The organism is Vreelandella salicampi (genome assembly GCF_013415105.1).
GTDB lineage: Bacteria > Pseudomonadota > Gammaproteobacteria > Pseudomonadales > Halomonadaceae > Vreelandella > Vreelandella salicampi.
In genome coordinates, this window is sequence record NZ_JACCDF010000017.1 from 1 (window position 1) to 23,355 (window position 23,355).

General features: G+C 56.2%; 18 protein-coding genes. 9 read left to right on the top strand and 9 right to left on the bottom strand.

All coding sequences use genetic code 11. The features are described 5' to 3' along the window. Positions 1–103 precede the first annotated feature (103 nt). The 3 genes from HZS81_RS15900 to HZS81_RS15910 all read left to right on the top strand — a co-directional run bounded on the left by HZS81_RS15900 (position 104) and on the right by HZS81_RS15910 (position 2,568). On the top strand, positions 104–793 hold the full coding sequence (locus tag HZS81_RS15900) for a TonB-dependent siderophore receptor (RefSeq protein WP_241697534.1): 690 nt from the start codon (positions 104–106) through the stop codon (positions 791–793). A gap of 95 nt (positions 794–888) precedes the next feature. Then, positions 889–1,791, top strand: coding sequence for an ABC transporter substrate-binding protein (locus tag HZS81_RS15905; RefSeq protein ID WP_089707655.1), 903 nt, complete (start codon positions 889–891; stop codon positions 1,789–1,791). A 162-nt stretch (positions 1,792–1,953) separates the two neighbouring features. Then, positions 1,954–2,568 carry a LysE/ArgO family amino acid transporter gene (locus tag HZS81_RS15910; protein ID WP_179931501.1) on the top strand — a complete coding sequence of 205 codons (615 nt, stop codon included), beginning with the start codon at positions 1,954–1,956 and terminating at the stop codon, positions 2,566–2,568. A gap of 29 nt (positions 2,569–2,597) precedes the next feature. Here the strand turns inward: HZS81_RS15910 and ltaE are convergent, their stop codons facing one another. Then, the gene (ltaE, locus tag HZS81_RS15915) at positions 2,598–3,605 is read right to left on the bottom strand and encodes a low-specificity L-threonine aldolase (protein WP_179931502.1); all 1,008 of its coding nucleotides are present in this window, start codon (positions 3,603–3,605) and stop codon (positions 2,598–2,600) included. A 123-nt stretch (positions 3,606–3,728) separates the two neighbouring features. On the opposite strand from ltaE, the gene HZS81_RS15920 reads away from it, so the two are divergent. The 3 genes from HZS81_RS15920 to HZS81_RS15930 all read left to right on the top strand — a co-directional run bounded on the left by HZS81_RS15920 (position 3,729) and on the right by HZS81_RS15930 (position 7,392). Further along, positions 3,729–4,943, top strand: a complete 1,215-nt coding sequence (locus tag HZS81_RS15920; protein ID WP_179931503.1) for an NAD(P)/FAD-dependent oxidoreductase — start codon at positions 3,729–3,731, stop codon at positions 4,941–4,943. A gap of 99 nt (positions 4,944–5,042) precedes the next feature. Next, complete coding sequence (gene speG / locus HZS81_RS15925) at positions 5,043–5,633, top strand: spermidine N1-acetyltransferase (protein WP_179931504.1); 591 nt, start codon at positions 5,043–5,045, stop codon at positions 5,631–5,633. Between the two features lie 268 nt (positions 5,634–5,901). After that, positions 5,902–7,392, top strand: a complete 1,491-nt coding sequence (locus HZS81_RS15930) for an alanine/glycine:cation symporter family protein (RefSeq protein ID WP_179931505.1) — start codon at positions 5,902–5,904, stop codon at positions 7,390–7,392. A gap of 36 nt (positions 7,393–7,428) precedes the next feature. Here the strand turns inward: HZS81_RS15930 and HZS81_RS15935 are convergent, their stop codons facing one another. Then, entirely contained in the window at positions 7,429–8,817 is a 1,389-nt protein-coding gene (locus HZS81_RS15935) for an aminotransferase-like domain-containing protein (protein ID WP_179931506.1), read from the bottom strand. Between the two features lie 136 nt (positions 8,818–8,953). Here HZS81_RS15935 and HZS81_RS15940 point away from each other — a divergent pair, with 136 nt between their 5' ends. Next, a complete protein-coding gene (locus HZS81_RS15940) occupies positions 8,954–10,117 on the top strand; it encodes an MFS transporter (protein WP_179931507.1) in 1,164 nt (387 codons plus the stop codon). Positions 10,118–10,125: 8 nt separating this feature from the next. On the opposite strand, the gene HZS81_RS15945 is transcribed toward HZS81_RS15940, so the two are convergent. From HZS81_RS15945 to HZS81_RS15960, 4 genes are all read right to left on the bottom strand, one after another. After that, a complete protein-coding gene (locus HZS81_RS15945; protein ID WP_179931508.1) occupies positions 10,126–11,061 on the bottom strand; it encodes a cation diffusion facilitator family transporter in 936 nt (311 codons plus the stop codon). A gap of 139 nt (positions 11,062–11,200) precedes the next feature. Then, the gene (gene nirD / locus HZS81_RS15950) at positions 11,201–11,575 is read right to left on the bottom strand and encodes a nitrite reductase small subunit NirD (protein WP_179931509.1); all 375 of its coding nucleotides are present in this window, start codon (positions 11,573–11,575) and stop codon (positions 11,201–11,203) included. A 40-nt stretch (positions 11,576–11,615) separates the two neighbouring features. Then, a complete protein-coding gene (nirB, locus tag HZS81_RS15955) occupies positions 11,616–14,132 on the bottom strand; it encodes a nitrite reductase large subunit NirB (RefSeq protein ID WP_422141773.1) in 2,517 nt (838 codons plus the stop codon). Further along, the gene (locus tag HZS81_RS15960) at positions 14,132–15,451 is read right to left on the bottom strand and encodes an NAD(P)/FAD-dependent oxidoreductase (protein ID WP_179931510.1); all 1,320 of its coding nucleotides are present in this window, start codon (positions 15,449–15,451) and stop codon (positions 14,132–14,134) included. The genes nirB and HZS81_RS15960 overlap by 1 nt, the downstream gene beginning before the upstream one ends. A gap of 664 nt (positions 15,452–16,115) precedes the next feature. Here HZS81_RS15960 and HZS81_RS15965 point away from each other — a divergent pair. Beyond that, the gene (locus HZS81_RS15965) at positions 16,116–18,875 is read left to right on the top strand and encodes a nitrate reductase (RefSeq protein WP_179931511.1); all 2,760 of its coding nucleotides are present in this window, start codon (positions 16,116–16,118) and stop codon (positions 18,873–18,875) included. Then, positions 18,835–19,728 (top strand): uroporphyrinogen-III C-methyltransferase, encoded by an 894-nt coding sequence (gene cobA, locus HZS81_RS15970; protein WP_179931512.1) that lies wholly within the window; start codon positions 18,835–18,837, stop codon positions 19,726–19,728. The genes HZS81_RS15965 and cobA overlap by 41 nt, the downstream gene beginning before the upstream one ends. Positions 19,729–19,781: 53 nt before the next feature. On the opposite strand, the gene HZS81_RS15975 is transcribed toward cobA, so the two are convergent. The 3 genes from HZS81_RS15975 to HZS81_RS15985 form a co-directional block, all read right to left on the bottom strand. After that, positions 19,782–20,468, bottom strand: a complete 687-nt coding sequence (locus tag HZS81_RS15975; RefSeq protein WP_179931513.1) for an SDR family oxidoreductase — start codon at positions 20,466–20,468, stop codon at positions 19,782–19,784. A 100-nt stretch (positions 20,469–20,568) separates the two neighbouring features. Next, on the bottom strand, positions 20,569–21,837 hold the full coding sequence (locus tag HZS81_RS15980; protein ID WP_179931514.1) for a nitrate regulatory protein: 1,269 nt from the start codon (positions 21,835–21,837) through the stop codon (positions 20,569–20,571). An 80-nt stretch (positions 21,838–21,917) separates the two neighbouring features. Continuing rightward, on the bottom strand, positions 21,918–23,270 hold the full coding sequence (locus HZS81_RS15985) for a NarK family nitrate/nitrite MFS transporter (RefSeq protein ID WP_179931515.1): 1,353 nt from the start codon (positions 23,268–23,270) through the stop codon (positions 21,918–21,920). Between the last annotated feature and the right edge of the window lie 85 nt (positions 23,271–23,355).

Consider the following 23,355-nt stretch of genomic DNA (forward strand, 5'->3'; position numbering starts at 1 on the left):
CCAGATCACGTGCACGCGGCTACCGGAACGAGGCCAACTTCATCGCCATGATCTACCTGATCGGTAGCCCAGTCGGGCGCATGCTTGATCAGGCCAAATCCACATGAAACGACGAAGAGCCCAAAATATATATGTAGGAAATCAAGAAGTCTTTGAGCAGGATCCCCGTGAGGGACAACAGGTAGAAACGGGCATAAAATGGAGCTCAGCCGATAACCGTTACTTTATTACTGGAGCTATTTTTGATCTTCGCGAAGACAATGTGGTCGAAAACATCAATGGAGAGCCTGTTCCAACGGGTGGTATCAGATCCCAGGGTATAGAAATTTCCATGGCAGCTAACCCCATAGATGGCTTCAACTTGCGTGGCGCCATTGGTTTTCTTGATGCTGAGATCGTCAGCGATAATGATGCAACAAACGGTAACCAACCACGTAACGTCCCTGATACGACTGCTAGCCTTTGGGCGAGCTATGAATTTCAGAACCCAGAAAGTGCGCTTCGAGGGCTAGGTATCGGCAGCGGCATTACCTATACAAGCAACCGCTATGGCGATAACGGCCATAGAAACAACATTGGCGAGACTCTCCGTGGCTTTGAGCTTGGTGACTATACCGTTGTTGACGCCGGACTCTGGTACTACCTACCTGTTGGTAGCGGTGATCGCTTACGTTTCGACCTAGGTGTCAAGAACGTTACAGATGAAGAGTATATTGTTGCCTCAGGAGGCAACACTCGTATAAGCGTGGGTGACCCCAGAACATTCTATAGCGGTGTTCGCTTTGAATTCTGATTGAATGCACGACACGCTCAAAAACAAAGGAAGGGGGCGCGCCCCTTTCCTTCTGCTCTCAATATTCATCGTTGGTCCGTTCAAGAGAGATCATCATGCCGGGTTTCACTATTGCCCTTAGGCTTTCATTTAATAGCGTAGTGGCAATGGTTGTCATTGCGGCTTTAACGCTGCCTACTAAAAGCCTAGCATCTTCTAATGCCCCAACTATTGCCGCTCTCGATAGCCGTATTGTTGAAACACTAATTGCGATGGAGTTGCCCCCAGTTGCATTTACCTATCCCGGATCTCAATATTACTTATCTAACTCCAGTTTATCGGGTTCCACTAACCTTGGCTTAGCCTCCCAGCCCAACTTGGAGCTTCTTAACCAATTTTCACCACAGCAGATTTTGATTTCTCCGTACTTAACACAGATTTCTGCTCAGCTGTCAGGCATTGCCAAAGTAGTGATCCTAACTCCCTATAACAGCGAAAAACGAACAGGCCGTTGGCGGCAACTGACTTCTTTCACACGGAAGCTAGGCAAGCACATCGGTGAGATGAAATCCGCAGAAAGCTTGATACGTGAAAGCGAACATCAGCTCCAGGTATTGCGGGATAGGCTCCCTCGTGACCAGCCCCCCTTTTTAATTATTAGCTTTATGGATCACCGCCATGCTCGGGTCTTTGGGAACAACAGCATGTTTCAAGGTGCCTTGGAGCAGTTGGAGTTGACCAATGCCTGGCAAGGACAGAACAATCACTTGGGTTTTACGACTGTCAGTATTGATGCGTTGATCGACATTGACGCTCGTTTAATAATCTTAGAAAGCCCCTATGCTAACAGCCCCGTTCATGAACAATTTTTCGCGGAGGGTATTTGGGGGTATATGCGTAGCTTGCAGCGCGGGGATGAGATCTACTTGCCAGCAACATTTAGTCATTTCGGGGCCTTACCTTCTGCACGCCATTTTGCTGAGCTCTTGGTCGAGACACTCGAAGCGACTACAAGCTAATAGCATGCTTAGTCGATATTTTGATTCATATCTTTTGGACGACTTTCTATAAGCAAAACTAATACCCCATTAGCAGGATGATTTTTAGTTATCCAGGCTGCCCGTTACCTTAGTGCGATGTTTTCAAAGAGCAACGCTAATTCTGACAATGGGGGCAGGGCAATGTGGGAAAGTTATATCACCGGGCTGGTAGTGTGCGGCGGTATTATTATGGCGATTGGAGCGCAAAACGCCTACATTCTGGGGCTGGCTATTCGTCGTGAGTACCACTGGTGGTCGGCGGGGCTGTGCATGAGTGCGGATATTATCCTGCTCACCGCGGGTATGTTTGGGGTGAGTGCTTTTCTGCTGACGATGCCCAGCGCCCTGGAAGCCATGCGCTGGGTGGGCGTGGTGTTTTTAAGCTGGCTGGCGGCCCAGGCATTATTTAGAGCCTTTAGCGGGCGGCAAGGGTTGAGCGCTGAAGCGGGCAAAGCGCGCAGCTTAACCAAAGTGATTTTCGCCACGCTTGCCGTCACCGTGCTTAATCCCCAGGTGTATCTGGATACGCTGCTGCTAATACCCGCCATTGGCGCTCAGCAGGAGAGCGCCGGTGTATTTGTGGCGGGGGCATCTACTGCGTCCATACTCTGGTTCAGTCTGCTGGCCTGGGGTGGCGCTGCACTTTCGCCCTGGCTTTCAAAACCCATCGCATGGCGCATTATCGATGGTCTGATTGGCTTGATGATGGCGGGTATCGCTGTCCATCTTGCCCTGGGGGCATCCTATCCTGGCTAAGCCGCTCAATGGTTAATGGCGACTGGTTTTTAATGACGGCTAAAGTAGGCCTCCATCACCGCGATGACTTTGTCGATATCCGCGTCATTAACATCGCGATGGGCAACGAAGCGCGTGGCGTAAAGCAGCTCAATCAATATGCCATGCTCTTTTAGCCAGGCGGAGAGGGGCTTTACGTGCTCGTCGGGAAAGCGAACGAACACCATATTGGTTGCCTGGGCGGTAATCTCGACGCCAGGCAGCTTTGCTAAACCCTCTGCCAAGCGCGCCGCCCGACGGTGATCGTCAGCTAAGTCTGCCACGTGATGATCTAACGCATACTGGCAGGCGGCGGCGATAATGCCCGACTGGCGCATGCCGCCACCCACCACTTTACGCCAGCGCCGAGCGCGGTCGATCAATGCTTGCGAGCCCACCAGTGCCGAGCCGATAGGCGTGCCAAGCCCCTTGGAAAAGCATAGCGAGACGCTATCAAACGGCAGGCAAAGCTGTTTAAGCGGGATGTCGCTCGCCACGACAGCGTTAAACAGCCGTGCCCCGTCCAAGTGCGTGGCCAGGCCGCGTTCCCGGGCCAGTTCGGTGGCTTTCAAAACGTAATCTGCGGGCAGCACTTTGCCACCAATGGTGTTTTCCAACGCCAGCAGCTTGGTGCGTGCAAAGTGAAAATCGTCGGCTTTAATCGCCGCGCTGATTTTCTCCAGTGGCAGCGTGCCATCGGCGGCGTTTTCAATCGGCTGGGGCTGAATGCTGCCCAGCACTGCGGCACCACCACCTTCATAACGATAAGTGTGGGCTGACTGCCCCACAATGTACTCATCACCGCGCTCGCAGTGAGCCATTAGTGCCACTAAGTTGCTTTGGGTGCCGCTGGGAAACAGCAGTGCCGCCTCTTTGCCAGCTTGCTCGGCTAAATTTTCTTGAAACGCGTTCACCGTTGGGTCATCGCCCCACACATCATCGCCAACCGGGGCGGCCATCATGGCGTCTTTCATGGCAGAGGTTGGACGGGTCACCGTATCACTGCGTAAATCAATCATGCGCATCTCCTTTATTGTGTGGGGCAATCACTCGGAAGCGTTTTCTCAAGCAAGTTCTGGGGAACCATCTATGGTTAACAGCAGACTTCTATCATTCTAAGGCAACCCAGCAAAGGCAAACAGATGGATCTGAAAAGCGGTTATCCCTTTTGGGCGGTCAAAAATGGCCTGTTGAAAACCTTCCCGCAGTTGACTCACGATCATCAATGCGAGGTGGTGGTGATTGGCGGCGGCATTACCGGCGCTCTCATCGCCGATGAACTAAGTAAGCATGGCCACCAAGTGGTGGTGCTGGAACGGCGAGATGTGGGCTGGGGCAGTTCAGCCGCCAGCACGGCGTTGCTGCAATACGAAATTGACACCCATATGACCGACTTGGCTAAGCGCTACGGGGAAGATGATGCCGTACTCGCCTATCGCGCCTGTGCTGAGGCCATCGGCGAGCTTGAAAGCTTAGCCGCCGGCATGGGTGATGTGGATTTTGAGCGCCAGCAAAGCCTTTATTACGCCAGTAATGAAGAAGATGTCGCGCCGCTTAAAGAAGAGCTGGCGTTGCGCCAAAAGCATGGTTTTGACGCTGAATGGCTTGAAAGCGAGACCATTTGGGCAGATTACGGCTTTAAGGCCCCGGGTGCTATTCTGACTAAGTTAGCGGCCACGATGGATCCCTATCGGATGGCGTATCAGCTGTTTTCCAGGGTCGTCGAGCGTGGGGGAGAAGTGTACGACCGCACGCAAATGGAGACGATCACGCCGGACGATCTGGGTGTCACGCTCACGCTGGCCAAGGGCGCCAAGCTGCGCTGCCAATATGTGGTAATAGCGGCGGGGTATGAGTCGCAAACCTGGTTGCCCGAACCGGTGGCATTCAATCGCAGCAGCTATGCACTTATCACTGACCCAATACCGTCAGAAGCACTGGGTAAGCTACGCAATACCATGGTGTGGGAATCAACCCGCCCCTACCTGTATATGCGCACTACGCGCGATAGACGCCTGCTCGTGGGCGGCGACGATGACGACGAGGACATTCCCAAGCGCCGCGATGCACGGGTAGAAGAAAAAGCCGAAGGGCTAGCACGCAAAGTAGAGGCGCTGTGGCCTAAACTCGAGATTAATCCCACCTTCTCCTGGGGCGGCACCTTTGCCGAAACCGACGACGGCCTGCCGTTTTTTGGCCCACATGACGCCCAGGGCCCACGAGTGCATTTTGCCATGGCCTATGGCGGTAACGGCATCAGTTATAGCATGATTGGTGCCAAGCTATTACGGGCGTTAATAGAAGGGAGGAAGCATCCGTTGGCGGCGCTGTTTTCGTTTCAGCGAGTGAGTAAATAGCACGGCCAAGTCTGTTAGTAAAAATTGAGTAGCCGGAACTGTGTAGCTAGTCAGTTGACAGCGAGTATTCTTAACGAATATTCATAAGGATAGCGGGCAATGGGGCACACACTGTATTTACGGGCATTAGAGCGCAGCGACCTGCGCTTTGTTCACGAGCTAAATAATAACCAGAGCATCATGTCTTACTGGTTTGAAGAGCCTTACGAGTCATTTGACGAGTTGGAGGAGCTTTATAACAAGCATATACACGATAACGCCGAACGGCGCTTTGTCGCAGAAGATAGCGGTAGGAATGCGATTGGCTTGGTTGAGCTGATTGAGATCGACTACATCCACCGTAGTGCTGAGTTTCAAATCATTATTACCCCAGACCATCAAGGCAAGGGGTTTGCACGCTCATTGATCCGCCAAGCGCTGCACTACTCGTTCACGATTTTAAACCTGCATAAAGTATATCTCATTGTGGCGGTGGAGAATGTTAAAGCAATTCATCTTTACGCGGAGAGTGGTTTTACTGAAGAGGGCCACTTGGTGCAGGAGTTTTTTATCAATGGCAAATACCGCGATGTGAAACGCATGTATATCCTGCAGAATACCTATCTGGATCGACTGGACACCATGGATGCTTCCGAACCTAACTGGCTGTACTCACTTGATGGGGAGGATGGACTTATGGATACACGGTGATGTTCATGAGCCGGTGGATATTCTGCACAATGGTACGCGTGTTATGGTCAACCCTGGAGGATACACAGATGAGTTTAATCCAGCGTTGTTTAAGCCAAGCTTGGTGCTTAACATCTAACGACTCTCCTTTTAGCTCAATACAACTTGACGCCATTTTTTTGGGTTGGGAGAAAAAAACTGTCTAGACTCGAATGAAGTTGTAAAAGGCAGTCCACGCAGCGGGGCAAGGCACTTCCCGCCGTCGTCAAGCAAACTGGAGAGCATTCCCATGGAGACCCTCGAATTACTCATAGCCCCGCTGCGCGATGGTCTTTACGCCATCATGATGCCCGTCAGTAACTTTATCTGGAGCTACATTCTTGTTTATTTGCTGCTAGGTGCTGGCTTGCTGTTTACGATCATGACCCGAGGTATGCAGTTCCGGTTGTTTCGTCATATGGCCTACGTCACCTTCACTGCTCGGGGCGCAGGGGAAGGCATTAGCGGCTTCCAGGCGTTTGCCACGTCAATGGCGGCTAGGGTCGGCACCGGGAATCTAGCGGGGGTGGCGCTGGCGCTGTGGATTGGTGGCCCGGGGGCGATTTTCTGGATGTGGGTCACCGCGTTGCTTGGCTTCGCCACTGCTTTTATCGAGTCGACCCTAGCCCAGGTTTATAAGCATCGAAATGAAGATGGCGTATTCCGCGGCGGGCCTGCTTACTATATCGAGCGCTGCCTGGGATGGCGCTGGCTAGGCGCGCTGTTTGCAGTGTTCCTGGTTATTGCTTACGGCTTAGCGTTTAACGCGGCGCAATCGAATACCATTGCTCAAGGTATGAATGGCGCCTTTGGCATACCCAATTGGCTCACCGGTGTGGTGATTGCCATCTTGTCAGGCTTTGTCATTTATGGCGGCCTCAAATCGGTGGCGCGAACCGCTGAAAAAATTGTGCCAGCCATGGCAATTGCTTATCTGCTAGTGGCGCTATGGATCCTGGTGAATAACCTTTCTGCCGTGCCCGACATGCTCTCGCTGATTGTAATGAGTGCCTTTGGCCTTGGCCCTGCGGTGGGCGGTGCTGCCGGTTATGCCATCAAAGCGGCGATGGAAAATGGCGTCAAGCGCGGTCTATTTTCCAATGAGGCGGGTATGGGCTCAACGCCTAACGCAGCTGCCCAGGCGACAGTCAAACACCCGGCGGCCCAGGGGTTAGTGCAGTCATTTGGGGTGTTCGTGGATACCGTTGTGATCTGTAGCTGCACGGCCGTGGTGATTCTGCTTTCCGGCGTTTATGAACGCCTGCTATCCGAATCGGCGGGAGATAGCATCGAAGGCATTCAGTTGACGCAGGATGCCATGGTGGATCACCTGGGCAGTTTCGGTGAAATCTTTATTGCGCTGGCTATCCTGTTTTTTGCCTTCACCTCCATTTTAGCTAACTTCTCTTTCTCGTCGGTTAATATCGAATACCTATTCCGCCGTCATGCTAAAAAAGCGGTCAGTGTGTTTCGTGTAATTGTGTTGGCCATGGTGCTGCTTGGCTCTGTGGCGGAACTCAGCGTGGTATGGGACTTTGCTGATCTGGCCATGGGGCTAATGGCCACCACCAACCTGTTTGCGATTCTAATCATGGGGCCGATCGCCGTATCAGTGCTGAAAGATTACGAGCGCCAACGCCGTGAGGGTATTAAGGAGCCGTTATTTGACCCTGCTATTCTCAAGCGCCCTGAGTTGGTCGACGACGATGTATGGCCTGTTAAAGAGGGAAAAGAAGAGTAGGGGGAGCTACCTACTATTCCGGCATGCTGGTTGGTTTTAACTTGCCGCCTCAATAAACGCCTTCGCCCTGGCATCCTGCATATAAGCAACATTAAGGCGCAGCCAGGGCGTCGGTTGATGATCGGCAAAGAATAAATGCCCTGCCGATAGCGTGATTTCCCACTGGTTAGCTAGCTCGCTCAGTGTTTCGGGCGAGATGGCCTCTGGTGGCTTCGCCCACACGAACATGCCGCCCACCGGTTCGTTGAATATTTCCCACCCCGCCTGTTTTAGCATGCTTAGCGCTATGGCCATTTGGTCAGAAAGCTTGACTCTCAACCGCTCGGTTAGCTTTCGGTAACTGCCGTTTTGCAGCATGGTAGTGACCACCTGCTCTGCAAATCGCGAAGCAGAGATACTGGTCAACATCTTGATATCTACTAGGCGCTGTACCCAAGCTACTGGCGCGGCGATAAATCCCACGCGTAGCGAAGAGGAGAGGCTTTTGGAAAAACTGCCCAGGTAGATAACTCGGTCGAGTCCATCTAGTGCCGCCAGCCGAGTGGTGGGTGTGTGCTGAAAGTCAGCATAAATATCATCTTCGACAATCTGAATATCGTATTGATTGGCTAGTTGTAAAATACGGTGTGCAATGCCAGGGGTTATGCTGCTCCCCGTCGGGTTGTGAAACACACTATTGATAAAAAATAGCTTAGGACGGTGCTGGGCTAACAACGCCTCCAGGCGCTCGATGTCGGGCCCATCGGCTAATCGCGGTCCGCCAATCACGCGGACTCGCTGTAAGTGTAGCAGGCCGAAAAGGTTGTAATAGCCCGGCGATTCCACAAAGACCACATCGCCGGGTTCAAGCAGCATCCGCACCAGTAAATCCAGCGAATGGCTGCCGCCACCGGTCATCACTATCTGCTGAGCGTCCGCGGCAATCGCTAATGGGCGTAAGCGTTCTTGTATCAAACCGCGCAAATCCAGCGGCCCTTGGGGAGTGCTGTATTCAAAAATGCCTGAACGGCTTTTACGGGCGACTTGGCGGATGGCGTGAGTAAGGTCATCACCTTCACGCCAATGGCTGGGTAGCCAACCGCAGCCCAGCTTGAGCGAGTGTTCCTCAGCGCTGAACAGTCCCCACATGCCAGTGGTGACCTCCTCCAATGCATGAGTCGCTGACGGTCGCGATGCCAGTGAAGTTGCATGATCAGCTACATAAAAACCTGAGCCAGGTTTTGAGCGCACTAATCCTGCCGCTACCAGTCGTTCGTACGCCTCGATCACCGCGTTACGGCTGATGTCGTGTGTTGCGGCTAAGCGACGTATAGACGGTAAACGTCGGCCACCACCTGCGCCATGGTCTTGGATCCAATCGCGAATCCCATCTTCAAGCTGTTGCGTTATAGAGGTAGCAGCACGTCGGTTAACGTGTAGTTTCATAAAAGGCCCTGTTGCCCCTAACTGTTTGCAAAAAAAGCGGAACAGTGTCGTGATAATGATAGTTAAGTGTACCTTACCCATTATTCGTATGGATGCGAGCGTAACGGTTCAGCCAGTCACTATCAGGGACAGAGTCATGAACCGATGTAACGCCGTCCGTCTATCGTTTGCACTATGCATGATCACCACTGCCGTTAATTTGCAGGCGCCTCTTTACGATGTAATCGCAACGCGCGACGGCTTGGGTGTTGGGGCGAGCACTATTGCTTTCGCTTGCTATGTGGCGGGCATCATGCCGGTGTTGCTGGGCTTAAATGGATTAGCCGAAAGAGTAGGACGCAAGCCCTTAATCATTACGGCACTGCTACTTAGCTTTTTAGCTACCGCGCTTACCCTAATCGCGCCGAGCCTGTTGGCGTTAGGCGTTGCGCGCTTTTTACTGGGTATTGGAACGGCGCTGATGTCAGCGGTCGCCCCCATTTATATGCAAATGTTGTTGAGCGGCGAAGATAAGCGTATTGCCACGAACTATGTCACGGCCAGCACGGCACTCGGGTTTGGTTTAGGAGCCGCCATTACCAGCCTGTTTATGCTCCAGGCAACCAGTGTGGCCCCACCTAGCCTATGGCTTTACCTGTGTGCTGCTGCGCTGGCGATTGTAATGGTTGCTACGCTTCCAGATCACACCGTTAAAACCTCCCAAGGTGCCATGTTACGTTTGCCGCGCTATCCCCATGGCGCCTTATATTACGGTTTAGCGATTATGCTGGCGTGGGCAGTGGTGGGGTTGGTAATAGCGATTCTTCCTTCGGCGTTGGGCCAACATGGGTTAACCGCCTGGAGCGGATTTGCCACCTTTGGTATTTGCAGCTGCGGTGTGTTGTTTCAGCCCTGGGCGAGAAGGTTGTCACCCCGCAACGCCACCATAATGGGATTGCTTATTCTGCCTTTGGCGTATGCGCTAATTACATGGGGTGCGCTGCAAGGTCAATTGACAGCGGTACTAGTCGGAACGTTTGCCGCTAGCAGTGCCTGCTATGGGTTTATTTACTTAGGTGGATTAAGTGGCGTGCTGGGTATTTCGGAGTCACTTTCCACACAGGCCAGCGCAGGGTATTTTTTGATGGCCTATCTAGGTTTCAGCCTTCCCGTGATAACAACGGGGTTACTGATTGATGCCGTGGGGCATACGGCGGCATTAACGCTGTTTGGGGCCGCGCTACTGATTGGCGTCATCATGGTCATCGGCTTGCTGTTAAAAACCAGCGTATACAGCGAAGTAACGTCTGATGGTAACTAACCTGTGGCCTAGCGCTGTTTTTCCACCAGCTCGCCACAGGACGGTGCCGCCCAGCGTTTGTCGGCGGTGAAGACCACATCGCAGACCACTGGCGAGTAGCATTGGCGAATGTGTTGATCCAGTTGAGTGCGCAGGGCATCCAGGCTCACTACGCTGTTAAGCAAGGTGTTGCTGGGTAACACCACGTGCACGATGACATACAGCATGCGGCCTGGGCGCACCATGCGTACGCGCACTTCTTCGGTATCGACATCGGCCAGAGCTTGTTCGATGGCGTGATGAATGGGCCCGGTAAGCGCAGAGGGTGGGGTTTTGTTGAGCAGTTCGTGCAGCGCTTGAGTGGCCATGCGCACCGGCACGCCCATACACAGCACCACAACGCCGATGACCAGCAGCGGATCGACGTAGGGCAGCACGGTTTGCCAGTCAAGCGCGTCAAACAACAGCACTAGGCAGAACGCCGTCAATACCGACGCCGAAATCACGCTGTTGACGACCCAGTTCGATTTGTCGGCTTCCACCAGCGGGCTTTTGACAAAGCGCAAGCTGCGGTGCATTACCCAGGCGGTGAGTGAACAGGCGACCGTGGCAAATAGTGCATAGATGACCGCCACCCCGGCGGCAATGTCGCGCCCGCCGGTGAGCAGCGCGGCAATCGCATCGACCAGGGCGAATATCGACACACCAAAAATCAGCAGGCCTTTGCATAGGTTGACCAGCGACTCAAAGTAGCTGTAGCCAAACGGGTAAGCCTCGCTATCCGGACGGCTGGCGAGGCGACTGACCTTGATGGTGACCAGCGCCACGCCGAAATAAATCAGGTTAAACAACCCGTCCAGCAAAATGGCTTGCGAGTTAGAGGCAAGCGTAGCAGCAATGCCTGCACAGCCGATCAGCAACGCCATGAAGGCGGAAAACGCTAAGGTTCTGGATTCTGTCTTCACGAACGTGTTGCTCCCTGGCCAGTGCCAATGAAATAGCCAGCTAGGATAGCAAGTTTGTTCGCGGTATCGCTATTTTGGCGATATGGCCGACTGGATTGCGCTCAGCGGCCATGGCTTTAAGTGTAGCTAGGAACGCAGCTTAGCCCTCTACCCACACCTCATCCCCTTTAAATTCGATCTTCCAGGTTCGCAGCTTGACGTCCTCGTCCTCTAAACACTGGCCGTCTTCAAGGCGGAAGTGCTGCTTGTAGATGGGCGATGCGACCACCGCCGCGCCCTTAAGGTCGCCCACAATCCCCCGGGCAATCACGTTGGCGTTGGAGAAAGGATCGTGATGATCAAGCGCGAAAAGCTCATTCCCCTGGCCGGGAAGATAAAAAATCGCTACTTGCGCGGGGCCGTCGGCGGTTTCAAGCCAGGCGGCGACGCCGGAAAATTCCACAAGATCGACTTTGGTACAGACTTTTTGCCACGCCATCGTATCCATCTCTTTTTTCATTGCCGTTGTGGTCATAAGGTACCTCGTTTTTATTCAGAGTCAGTTAACGCGCCGATCAAGCAGGCCGTAGCTGGCCGCGCTCGCTGGTCATAATGATCGACGGATCCGGGCGGTCGTCGTTGACGAAGCTGCGGAAGCGCTTGAGTTTCTCCGGGTCGCTGATGGCGTCGGCCCATTCGCACTGGTAGGTGTCCACCACGGTCTGCATCTGCCGTTCAAGCTCGTCGTTGATTCCCAGGCTGTCTTCCAGGATGACTTCCTTGAGGTAGTCCAAACCGCCGTCGAGGTTTTCGCGCCATACCGAGGTGCGCTGGAGACGGTCGGCGGTGCGCACGTAGAACATCAGAAAGCGGTCGATGGTGCGGTACAGCTGCTCGTCGTCAAGATCGGTGGCGAACAGTTCGGCGTGACGCGGGCGCATGCCGCCGTTGCCGCAGACATACAGGTTCCAGCCGTTTTCCGTGGCGATAATGCCGATATCCTTGCTTTGCGCCTCGGCACACTCGCGGGTGCAGCCGGACACGCCAAACTTGATCTTGTGCGGCGAGCGCAGCCCCTTGTAGCGATTTTCCAGTTGGATCGCCATGCCGACGCTGTCCTGCACGCCGTAGCGGCACCAGGTACTGCCCACGCAAGATTTAACGGTGCGCAGCGACTTGCCGTAGGCGTGGCCGGTTTCAAAGCCGGCTTCGATCAGCTCGCCCCAGATATCCGGCAGGTCTTCCAGGCGCGCGCCGAACAGGTCGATGCGCTGGCCGCCGGTGACTTTGGAGTAGAGGCCGTACTTCTTGGCGACTTCGCCGAGCACGATCAGCTTGTCGGGGGTGATTTCGCCACCGGCGACACGCGGCACCACCGAATAGGTGCCATTTTTCTGCATGTTGGCCATGAAGGTGTCGTTGGTATCCTGCAGCGGCACGTGGGCAGCGTCGGTGATCGGCTCGTTGAAGCAGGAGGCGAGAATGGACGCCACGGCGGGTTTGCAGATATCGCAGCCCAGGCGGTGAGTCTCGTCGTTGCCGTGCTTGCCAATCAGCTCGCTGAAGGTCTTGATACCTTCTACACGCACGATGTCGTAAAGCTCCTGGCGGGTGAAGGCGAAGTGTTCGCAGATCGATTTATCGACCTCGACGCCCCGTGCTTCCAGCTCGTGGTCAACCACGCTTTTCAGCAGTGCCGTACAACCGCCACAGCCGGTACTGGCTTTGGTGACGTCTTTGACGCCGCCAAGGTCGACTGCGCCGTCATCGATGGTGGCGCAAATATCGCCCTTGGTGACGTTGTGGCACGAGCAGATGGTGGCGGTTTCCGGCAGTGCACCAGGGCCGAGCGTGGGCGCGGCGCCACTGCTTTGCGGCAGAATCAGCGAGGCGGGTTCGTCGGGCAGCTCAATGCCGTTGGCGTAATACTGCAGCAGGGTGTCGTAGGCGCTGTTATCGCCCACCAGCATGGCGCCCAGCAGCTTCTTGCCGTCGCTGGATACCACCATTTTGCGGTATACCTGGGTCAGCGGGTCGAGGTAGCGGAACATCCGCGCCCCGGGGTTCTGGTTACCGTGGGCGTCGCCAATCGAACCGACATCCACGCCGAGCAGTTTGAGCTTGGTGCTCATGTCCGCGCCGCCAAAGCGGGTGTCGCCGTCGGTCAGCGTGGCGAGAGCGGCCTTGGCCATTTGATAGCCGGGGGCGACCAGGCCGAAAATGCTCTGATTCCACAGCGCGACTTCGCCAATCGCAAGAATCGCAGGGTCGCTGGTGCGGCATTGATCGTCGACCACCACGCCACCGCGTTCGCCGATCTCCAGGTCGCACTCGCGGGCCAACTGGTCGCGGGGGCGAATACCGGCGGAAAACACGATCAGGTCGGTTTCTAGCACCTTGTCGTCCTGGAAGACCATGCGGTGATGGCTGTTGTCGCCGTCCTCGATGCGCTGGGTGGCGCGCTCGGTGAGCACCTGCACGCCCAGCGCTTCGATTTTTTCGCGCAGCAGCTCGCCGCCTTCGTTATCCACCTGCATCGGCATCAGCCGCGAGGCAAACTCCACCACGGCGGTGTCGAGGTTCAAGCCGCGCAGCGCATTGGCAGCCTCAAGGCCCAGTAGGCCGCCACCGACCACCACTCCATTGGTGGCGTTTTCGGCGGCGGCTTGGATGGCATCAAGATCATCCAGGGTGCGATATACCAGGCAGCCCTCGCGGTCGTTACCGGGAATCGGCGGCACAAACGGGAAGGAACCGGTGGCCAGTACGATGCGGTCATAGGGGTAGCGGCCCTGATCGGTGACCACTTCGTGAGCGCTGCGGTCGATCTCGATGACGGCTTCGCCAGTGCGCAGTTCCACACCACTGGTGGCGTAGTAATCCGCCTCGCAAAGCGCCAGCGAATCGGCATCTCGGCCGCTGAAGTATTCTGACAGGTGCACCCGGTCGTAGGCCCGGTGGCGCTCTTCGCCAAACACGGTGACCTGATAACGCTCGAGGGCGCCGTTATCGACTAACTGCTCGACCAAGTGGTGGCCGACCATGCCGTTACCAATAATAATAAGCTGTTCAGGATTCTTGGAAGACATCATTATGCCGCCTCTGAGGTCGATAAATGGGGTGTGTCGTTCTGCTGATCTTTGAGCACTTCTACATCGGCTGCACCAAACAGCAGCGCCTGACGAAATGCGCTCAGGTCGGTGCCGGCCAAGGCCTGCTCGAAGTACCAGGGGCCTTGGCTGGTGTCGCCGTAAAGCACCGCGCCTTCGATTTGGCCATCGCGCAGCAGTAGGCGGCGGTAGTCGCCGCGCTCAATGTCGTGGTAACTCAATACGTCATGTTCGGCGCTGGCCTCGGTGGGGCCAAAGGCGTAGAGCGCCACGCCGCTGATTTTGAGTTTGGTGGCGCTGGGGGCATCCGCGTAGCCCTGGCTGGCTGTGCCGCATAGCGTCGCGGCGAGTACCTCTACCTGACGCCAGATCGGCTCGACTAAGCCGTAGGTGGTGCCATCGAACTGGCAGCATTCGCCCAGCGCTGAAATCGCTGGGTCGCTGGTGGTGAGCCATTCGTCCACCACGATGCCGCGCTGGGTAGTCAGGCCTGCCTGTTGGCCAAGTTCCGCATTGGGGGTAATGCCGGCGGCGATAATCACGCTGGTGGCGTTCAACTGGCGGCCATCGGCAAGGTGTAGTGTGTCGACCCGGCCCTGGGCATCGGCGTCTAACCGCGCTAACTGGGCGCCGGTGATGATCTCTAAGCCGCGCTGGGTCAGTTCGTCTTGAAGCAGGTGTGCGGCGGTGGTATCCAACTGGCGGTTCATCAGCCGATCGCTGCGCTGGAGCACGCTGACCTTGATGTCGTTGCCGCGCTTACGCAGCCCTTCAGCGGCTTCAAGGCCCAGCAGGCCACCGCCAATCACCACCGCATCACCGTCGCTTTGAGCAATCGCTTCAAGCGCTGCTGCATCTTGCAAGTCGCGAAAACCGTGGACGCCCGCAAGCTCAATACCTGGAACGTCGGGTAGCGCTGGGCGCGAGCCGGTGGCGATGACCAGATGATCGTAATCAAGCGAACGGCCGCTGTCGGTGGTCAGTGTTTGGCACGAGCGGTCAAGTGTTTCGACCTTTTCACCCAGTATCAGGGTGACGCCCTGTTCGGCGTACCACTGGGCATCGCGCAGCGTAAGCGCGTCCTGCTGCATTTCACCGGCCAGCAGTGGCGAAAGCAGAATACGGTTATAGGCAGGGGATGACTCGGCGCCAATCACCGTGATGCGCTGGGGGCGTGTGGGCTGTTTGACCAGCGTTTCCACCAATCGGTGGCTGGCCATGCCGTTACCAATAATCACTAGATGGTTATTGGGATGGTCGTTGAGATCGTCGTTAGGTGAGCACCGGGAAGTGGTTTCCATGGGTGTCTCCTCTGTGTCTTTGCGGATGCTCGAGCACCAAACAAAAAACGCCCCCGACACAGCGCTTCTCCTAGTGATTAGGAAAAACGAGGTCAGGGGCGTCGTTGCCCGGTGGCGTCTGGTAACGCGCAGCAGCCGCCATTGGCTGCCAACAAGTTATCTATGGCTAATAACAAGCAAGTCAGCTGCCAACTTCCGGGTATGCTTTTTTTTTACTTTGTTTTCATTGCCTTGAGAGGGTGCGCAAAACAGCACTGGTGAGTGCGATTACTGACTGTGTGCACGCTGCTGGTGCGCATAGGGTGGTGGTTTGCACTCTTAGCACACAAATATAGGGCGGTGGCGAGGCAGTGAACGCCGGAGAGCGGGCGTAGTTTTTGTTTAACATTATGTTTTTGAAGGATTTTGATAATAAATGGCGGATAACGGCCTAGTGTTTGCAACTACCTATGCACAAGGAACAATCGCGCATTGTATTGCGTTCATCAACAACAATGGCAGCGAATAATTCCAAAGCCGTTAGAAAATGAGTATTGCACCGGCGAAGGTGCGCTGTGGCAACGACGTCCAGCCCTCTTTTCCCAATACGTTTTTAAAGTGTATTGGAAGATGGGACTGGGCGTTTTTTTATGCACGGCATTCAGGTGCGACCCAAGGAGTATTTATGCAGCAGTCCAAAACGACGCAGCAAGCCAAAACTACCTGCCCTTACTGCGGCGTCGGCTGTGGCGTGACGGCGACCATAGACGCGGGCACGCTGAGTTCTGTCGAGGGCGACCGCGAACACCCGGCGAACTACGGGCGGCTGTGTGTTAAGGGGGCTGCGCTACACGAAACCCTGGGCGAGCAGGGGCGGCTGACGCGACCTCGTGTCGATGGCGTTGAGGTCTCCTGGGATGATGCCCTGAGCGCCACTGCTGAACGTTTAACTACCCAGCGGGCCGAGCATGGCAACCACAGCGTGGCGGCGTACCTTTCCGGTCAGTTGCTCACTGAAGATTACTACGTCGCCAATAAGCTGTTTAAAGGCTTTTTGGGCACACCCCATTTAGATACCAATTCGCGGCTATGTATGGCCTCGGCGGTGGCCGGCTACAAGCGCGCTTTCGGCGCCGATGCGGTGCCGTGCAACTACGAGGATCTGGAAGAAGCGGAGCTGATCGTGCTGGTGGGTTCCAACCTGGCCTGGAATCACCCGGTGCTCTACCAGCGCATCAAAGTCGCCAAAGAGCGTAACCCGCTGATGCGTTTGGTGGTGATCGACCCGCGCGTCACTGATAGTTGCGAAATCGCTGACCTCTACCTGGGGATCAAGCCAGGTAGCGACGCCTACCTGTTTAACGGTCTGCTGGCGTGGATGCAAGAGCACCGCCGGCTTGATACCGTCTACCTTGAGCGTCACACCGAAGGGTTTGACGATGCCCTGGCGGCGGCCCAGCAAACGGCGGGCTCGGTGGCGGAGGTCGCGGCGGCTTGCGAGGTCGACCCCGAGCGGCTGGAAACCTTCTACTACTGGTTTGCCAGCCAACTGCATGTGGTCACACTTTACTCCCAGGGCGTTAACCAATCCGCCAGTGGTACCGATAAGTGCAACGCGATTATTAACGGCCACTTGGCCGGGGGTAAAATTGGCTTGCCGGGGGCCGGGCCGTTCTCAATTACTGGCCAGCCCAACGCCATGGGTGGCCGCGAAGTGGGTGGGCTGGCTAACCAGTTAGCTGCGCATATGGATTACCACTCCCCAGGCGCCCTGGATTTGGTCACCCGCTTCTGGGCTACCGACAGCTTGACGCCAACCTTGCCGGAAGGCCCAGGCTATAAAGCGGTAGCGCTATTTGAGGCCATTGAGCGGGGCGAGATAACCGCGCTGTGGGTGATGGCCACCAACCCGGCGATTAGCCTGCCCGATGCTGCGCGGGTGCGCGCTGCGCTGGAAAAGTGCCCGTTAGTGATTGTTTCCGAGTGCGCCGCCCACACCGATATGCTGCCTTACGCGGATATTGTGCTGCCAGCATCGGGCTGGTCGGAGAAAGACGGTACCGTTACCAACTCCGAGCGGTGTATTTCCCGCCAGCGGGGCCTGCTGCCGCCCCCTGGCGAGGCGCGTCACGATTGGTGGGTAATGGGCGAAGTAGCCAAACGGCTGGGGTTTGCCGAGGCGTTTAGCTATGCGCATCCTTGGGAGATCTTCGACGAGCACGCTCGTCTATCTGGGTTTGAAAACGGGCTTGAAAACGGTGTTGATAACAGCTCGGTGTCAGGCAGCCCGCAGCGGTTGTTTGATATATCGGGTTTAGTAGGCCTTGGCCAAGAAGGCTATGACGCCTTAGCACCCATTCAATGGCCGGTCACAAAGGACGCGCCCCACGGCACGGCACGGCTGTTTGAGGATGGCGAGTTTGCCACTGCCAATGGTCGCGCCAAGCTGCTGGCGATCAAGCCCCAAGGGCCTAAGCAGGCGCTGAGTGCTGCCTACCCACTGCGTCTGAACACCGGCCGGATTCGTGATCAGTGGCACACCATGACCCGCACCGCCCGGTCGCCTCGGTTAATGAATCACCGCGCGGAGCCGTTTATGGAGGTACACCCGGAGGACGCTCACACCGCCGGGGTGGTTGATCAAGGGCTGGCGGTGTTGACCGCCGCGAAAGGCGAATTTCGCGCTCGGGTGCGGGTATCCAATGCCCAGCGCCAGGGTGAGGTCTTTGTGCCTATCCACTGGACCGACTGCTTCACCCGCCAGGCCAGAAGCAGCGCGCTGATCGACAGCATCACCGATCCGTCCTCCGGTCAGCCAGAATCGAAACACGGCGCCGTGGCGTTGGCGCCCCTCAACAACAGCTGGCAGGCCACCCTGCTGGTCGCCGATGGGGCAGCTGAATCAACCCCCTGGTACACTAGTGCTTACTGGGCGCGTATTCCCATGCACGGTTGCCAGCGCTGGCAGCTTGCCGACACCCTGCCGGTGGGTGATTGGCTGACACAGCTTGAAGCCTGGTTGCCGGGCAACGTATCGGTCGTCAGCCAAGACCTCGCCAGCGGGCGGTTGCGCGCGGCCTGTGTGGAAAACGGCCAACTGCGGTGGTGGCTGATGGTCGGCCCGCCCAAAGAGCTACCGGGTCTGGCGTGGTTGGAAGCGCGTTTTAACGATTCGGCGCTGAGTGATAGCCACCGCCGCCGTTTATTGGCGGGTTGCGACGACGGCGCTGCGGATACCGGCCCGGTGGTATGCAGCTGCCACCAAGTGGGTCAAACTAGTATCGCCAACGCCATTCGCGCGGGGGATACCAGCGTTGAAGCACTGGGGGCAAGGCTCGCCTGCGGCACTCAGTGTGGTAGCTGTATTCCCGAATTGAAATCACTTATTGAAGAGGAGCGGCCCAATGCCCGCGCTAAGCAAACCCCTAATCCAGAAGTGGTTTAACGCTTTTATGCGCCTTTCCCCCCGCGCGCTGTTGTCGTCGGCCTCTCATAGTGCAGATTTACGTTTGCCGCTGCGGGGCGAGTGCCGCGCCGGACAGGTCTATTTGGTCGGCGCCGGTAGTGGCGATGCGGAGTTGCTAACCTTGAAAGCCGCACGGCTGCTGATGCAGGCGGACGCCGTTGTCTACGACCGCCTGGTGGGCGATGACGTGCTGGCGCTGATCCCTAAGAGCAGCGAGCGCTACTACGTCGGCAAGTCCCGTGGTCACCATAGCGTTCCCCAAAATGAGATTGGCGCCTTAATGGTCAAGCTGGTGGGCGAAGGTAAGTCGGTGGTGCGCCTCAAAGGCGGCGACCCGGCGTTCTTTGCGCGAATGGGCGAAGAGCTGGATGCCCTGACCGCCGCCCAAGTGCCTGCGGCCATTGTGCCGGGGATTACCGCTGCCTCTGCTGCTGCCGCCTGTATGGGCATTCCGCTGACGGATCGTGGCCATGCCCAGCAGTTGCGCTTTATCACCGCCCAGCTATGCCGCGAAGACGGCACCCCAGATTGGGCGGCACTGGCGCGCAAGGATGAAACCCTGGTGTTTTACATGGGGCTTTCCAAGGTCGACGCGATTTGCCACGGCCTGCGCCAGGCGGGGCTGCCTGACGCGTGGCCGATCATGCTGGTAGCCAATGCCAGCAAGCCCGAGCAGCAGTCACTAGTGGGCTCGCTTGCTGATATGCCGGAAAAACTCGCTGCCCATCCGTTGGCGTCACCCTGCTTGATTGTCGTGGGCAGCGTGGTGCAGCGTGTTGCGGCAAGCCCGGCATCCGCTGAGAACCAAGCGCGTTATGTAGGCCAGGTGTGAGATGTACCCCCTTGATATGACCGATCAGCAGCGCCTTGGCCGTTGAAATCGTGTTATGCCAGGGGTGGGGTAGGGCGAATCAATATTTCGTTAACGTCGACATGGGACGGCTGTGCCAGCGCGTAAACGACGGCATTGGCAATATCACGATCTTGCAGCGCATGTTCGGGCGGTTCGTCGAAAAACGGTGTGTCGACCATGCCGGGTTCGATTAACGTCACCCGCATGCCGGTGCCGCGCAGTTCCTCGCGTAGGTTGTAGCCGATACCGGTCACCGCCCACTTAGAGGCACTGTACATAGAGCCGGGAATGGTCGCACGCCCGGCTGCAGAACCTGTGAGAAGTACATGGCCTTTGCTGCGTTTTAGCGCCGGTAAGCAGGCTTGAAGGGTAAGCCCTACGCCGTAAACATTGGTTAGAATCATGTCCTTCCAGCGCTCGTGGTCGGCCTGGCTGAAGCCCCCGGGCGCGCCGCCGCATCCGGCGTTAGCGAAGACGGCATCAATCTGGCCAAACGTTTCCAGCGCTTCGTTGACCATGGCGCGTTGGTCATCCATTCGGGTGACATCGAGCGCACAGGTTAGCACGTTTTCCGGTCCGAGCTCTTGGGCAAGCGCGGTGAGTTTGTCCGTTGAGCGGGCGGCTAACACCAGTCTGTAGCCTTCCCTAGCAGCAGCACGCGCCGTGGCGGCTCCGATTCCACTCGAGGCCCCCGTGATCAGTAATACATTTTTATGCATCGTTTGCGTTCCTTACGGTTAACCATCAATGGCTTTTAAGCATGGCTAACTGAGCGAGGTTATGCAAACCGTAAGCCTGCAAACGAATAGTGCGGGAACGTCAGTGACTTTCGTCTTTGCGATTCAGCATGGGGGACAGATCAAGAACTGACTGTGCCATGTCGGCCATGCTTTTGCTTTGGTTCATCGAGGTGGTGCGCAGGAAACGGTAAGCTTCTTCTTCGGTCATGCCTTGGTGGGCCATGATCAGGCCTTTGGCTCGCTCGACCAGTTTGCGTTCGCGTAGGGCTTTGCGGGTATTTTCCAACTCATCGCTCAGCCCCTGTAAGCGGCTGGACTGTGCCTGGGTGAGTTCTATCAGCGAACGGCCAAGCGGAGAATTCAGTGCGTTGGCGGTCAAATCGCCCAGCGGCTCTGAATGACTTAATGCCAGCAGCTGTTCGCAGGGCGCTGGGGTGTTAGCGCAAGGTTCGGCTTTGGCTTTTTCCAATGACGTGTTGGCTTGGTGAATTTTTTCATGGCATAGCGCGGTGAGCTGGGCGTTGAGTGCATCCTCCACACATTTAATGCTATCGATGCGCAACGTCGTGAGTTCGTACCAAGTTTCACCCATCGACGCTGACTCCGGCGTATCAGGGGGCGACGCGCGCTGGCAGGCAGTGTCGCGCAAATGGCTGATGCCGGAGAGCGTGCGGTGCGACAGTTCTTGCCGCCAGCGTTGTTGAGCATCGGGTGTGGCAAATTCCAGAAAGGTATCAAAGTAACGCTGTTGGTCGGTGATCAATTGAGTAAGCAGCGAGCTATGGGCCTCGTCAAAATGCCCTTGGGTAAAGCCGAAGGCACCACAGGCGCGCTCTTGTCCGGCCAACTCTTTACCTTGCATCAAATGGAAAATAGCCACCAAGGCACGGGTGATGTCTGGGTCGATGGCCGTATCGGCGGCTTCAAACACAATTGCCAGCAAACCGCTGGTCAATTGATTAAACGCTTGGGTGGCAGCGTCTGGTGTAATGGCGAAGGTATCAATGGCGTGACGCAGCGCGCTGAGTTCATCAAGTGCATACCACACAGTGGCAATGCGGCGCAGCAGGCGCGCGGCGGCCTGAGGTCGCACTTCTTCGCTTAACGTTTCCAAGCGACGGCGCATTAGTGCTTCGGCATCTTGGCTATGCTGCTGATACGTGGCGCGGCGCTGTTTGAAACGTTTGCCCTGAGAGACTAAAAAAATCGTCGATGCCCCCCGCTCACGCTGCAACATGTGAATAAAGTGACTAATATCGCCGACAATTTCACATGTGGTTGCAAGGTGGGTGAGGTTGTCGATATCGCAACGTTTGGCGGTTAACAGTAGCTGTTGGGCTGAAGACATAATGCAATTCCTTGTGGCTCACCTCCATACGCTGCGCACGTCCCTGGACGTGCGCAGCTGGGTCTTGTAGAAGGCGGCGTTTAGCGTAACGAGAGGGCGCCGGCGCCGGTGTCGTCGCCCACCGCATCGCGGTAGGCAATAGCCGCTTCGGTTTCTTGAGCGTCGCTGAAGCGTACCAGCAATACGCACGATGCTAGGGCCAGTACGGCCAAGCCCAGGTAAAATAAACCCTGTTGGTAGGTAAGGCTTTCGCTACGGAATAAAAAAGCGGCGGAGACTGCCCCGACATTGCCGCCTGCGCCCACGATGCCGGCGACCGCCCCCATCGCTTTTTTATTAATAAACGGTACCACGCCGTAGGTGGCGCCCTCGGCCATCTGCACAAAGAGGCTGAAAACCAGCATGATACCGATGGCTAGACTTAATACATGCATCTGTGAAAACGCAATCAGGGCAACCCCCTCGCAAATTAGGGCGACCAACAGCCAACGCACGCGGCCTTTTAACCCTCCTTGTTTGGCAAATAAGTCAGAAAATACGCCCCCCAGGGTGCGTGCAAAAATATTCATCAAGCCAAACAGCCCGGCGATCACCCCGGCCGTAGCGAGTGTTAGATCAAAATTATCGAAGAAGTAGATCGCGGCAATGTTGTTGATGGTTAGTTCCACGCCAAAGCACAGGCCATACACCACAAATAACGCCCAAACACGAATGTCTTTCGCCGCCACCATAAAGCATTGTAATGCGCCGTTTTCACCGTTGGCTTCAGGTAGCTCGCCGCGGGCGCGCAGTTCGTCAAAATTGCCGTCTGGCGCATCTTGCGTAAACAGCCAGTAGGCAATCCCGGTGCAGAACAACACAACGCCCGGCACCACCATGGCTAACCGCCAGCCCAGCGCCTCGTTAACCCCCAGCATCAACATCCCGGCAAAAATCAGCGGCATTACGATCTGTGTGGTGCCGCCACCTAAGTTCCCCCAGCCTGCACTGGTGGCGTTGGCCGTGCCGACCACGTTGGGCGCAAACATGATGGAAGTGTGGTACTGAGTAATGACAAATGACGCGCCAATGGCGCCAATGGCCAAGCGTGCGATGAGAAAGGTTTCAAAGCTGTCGGCCAGGCCAATGCCCATGACGGGGATTGAGCCTAGCAATAATAAGCCTGAGTAAGTCTTACGCGGCCCGAGGCGGTCGCATAGCACGCCAATCAGCAGCCGCACAATGACGGTGATCGCCACCGAGGCGATAATCGTGTTGCCAATTTGTGTTTGGGTAAGCGCTAAGTCTTCACGAACCACCGCCATGAGAGGGGCAATGCCGAACCAGCCAAAGAAGCAGAGGTGGAAAGCAAACCAAGAGAAGTGGAACGCGCGCATTTGCGGTGTGGAGAAATTGAGCAACCGAATGCGGTTGGCTTTGTTGCGAATATCCATGGGATGGCCTCACGGGTCTAGTAACGAGATCAACATCAACACGCCGCGTATGAATCACGCCGCGTCGTCGGTTTACGAGAACATG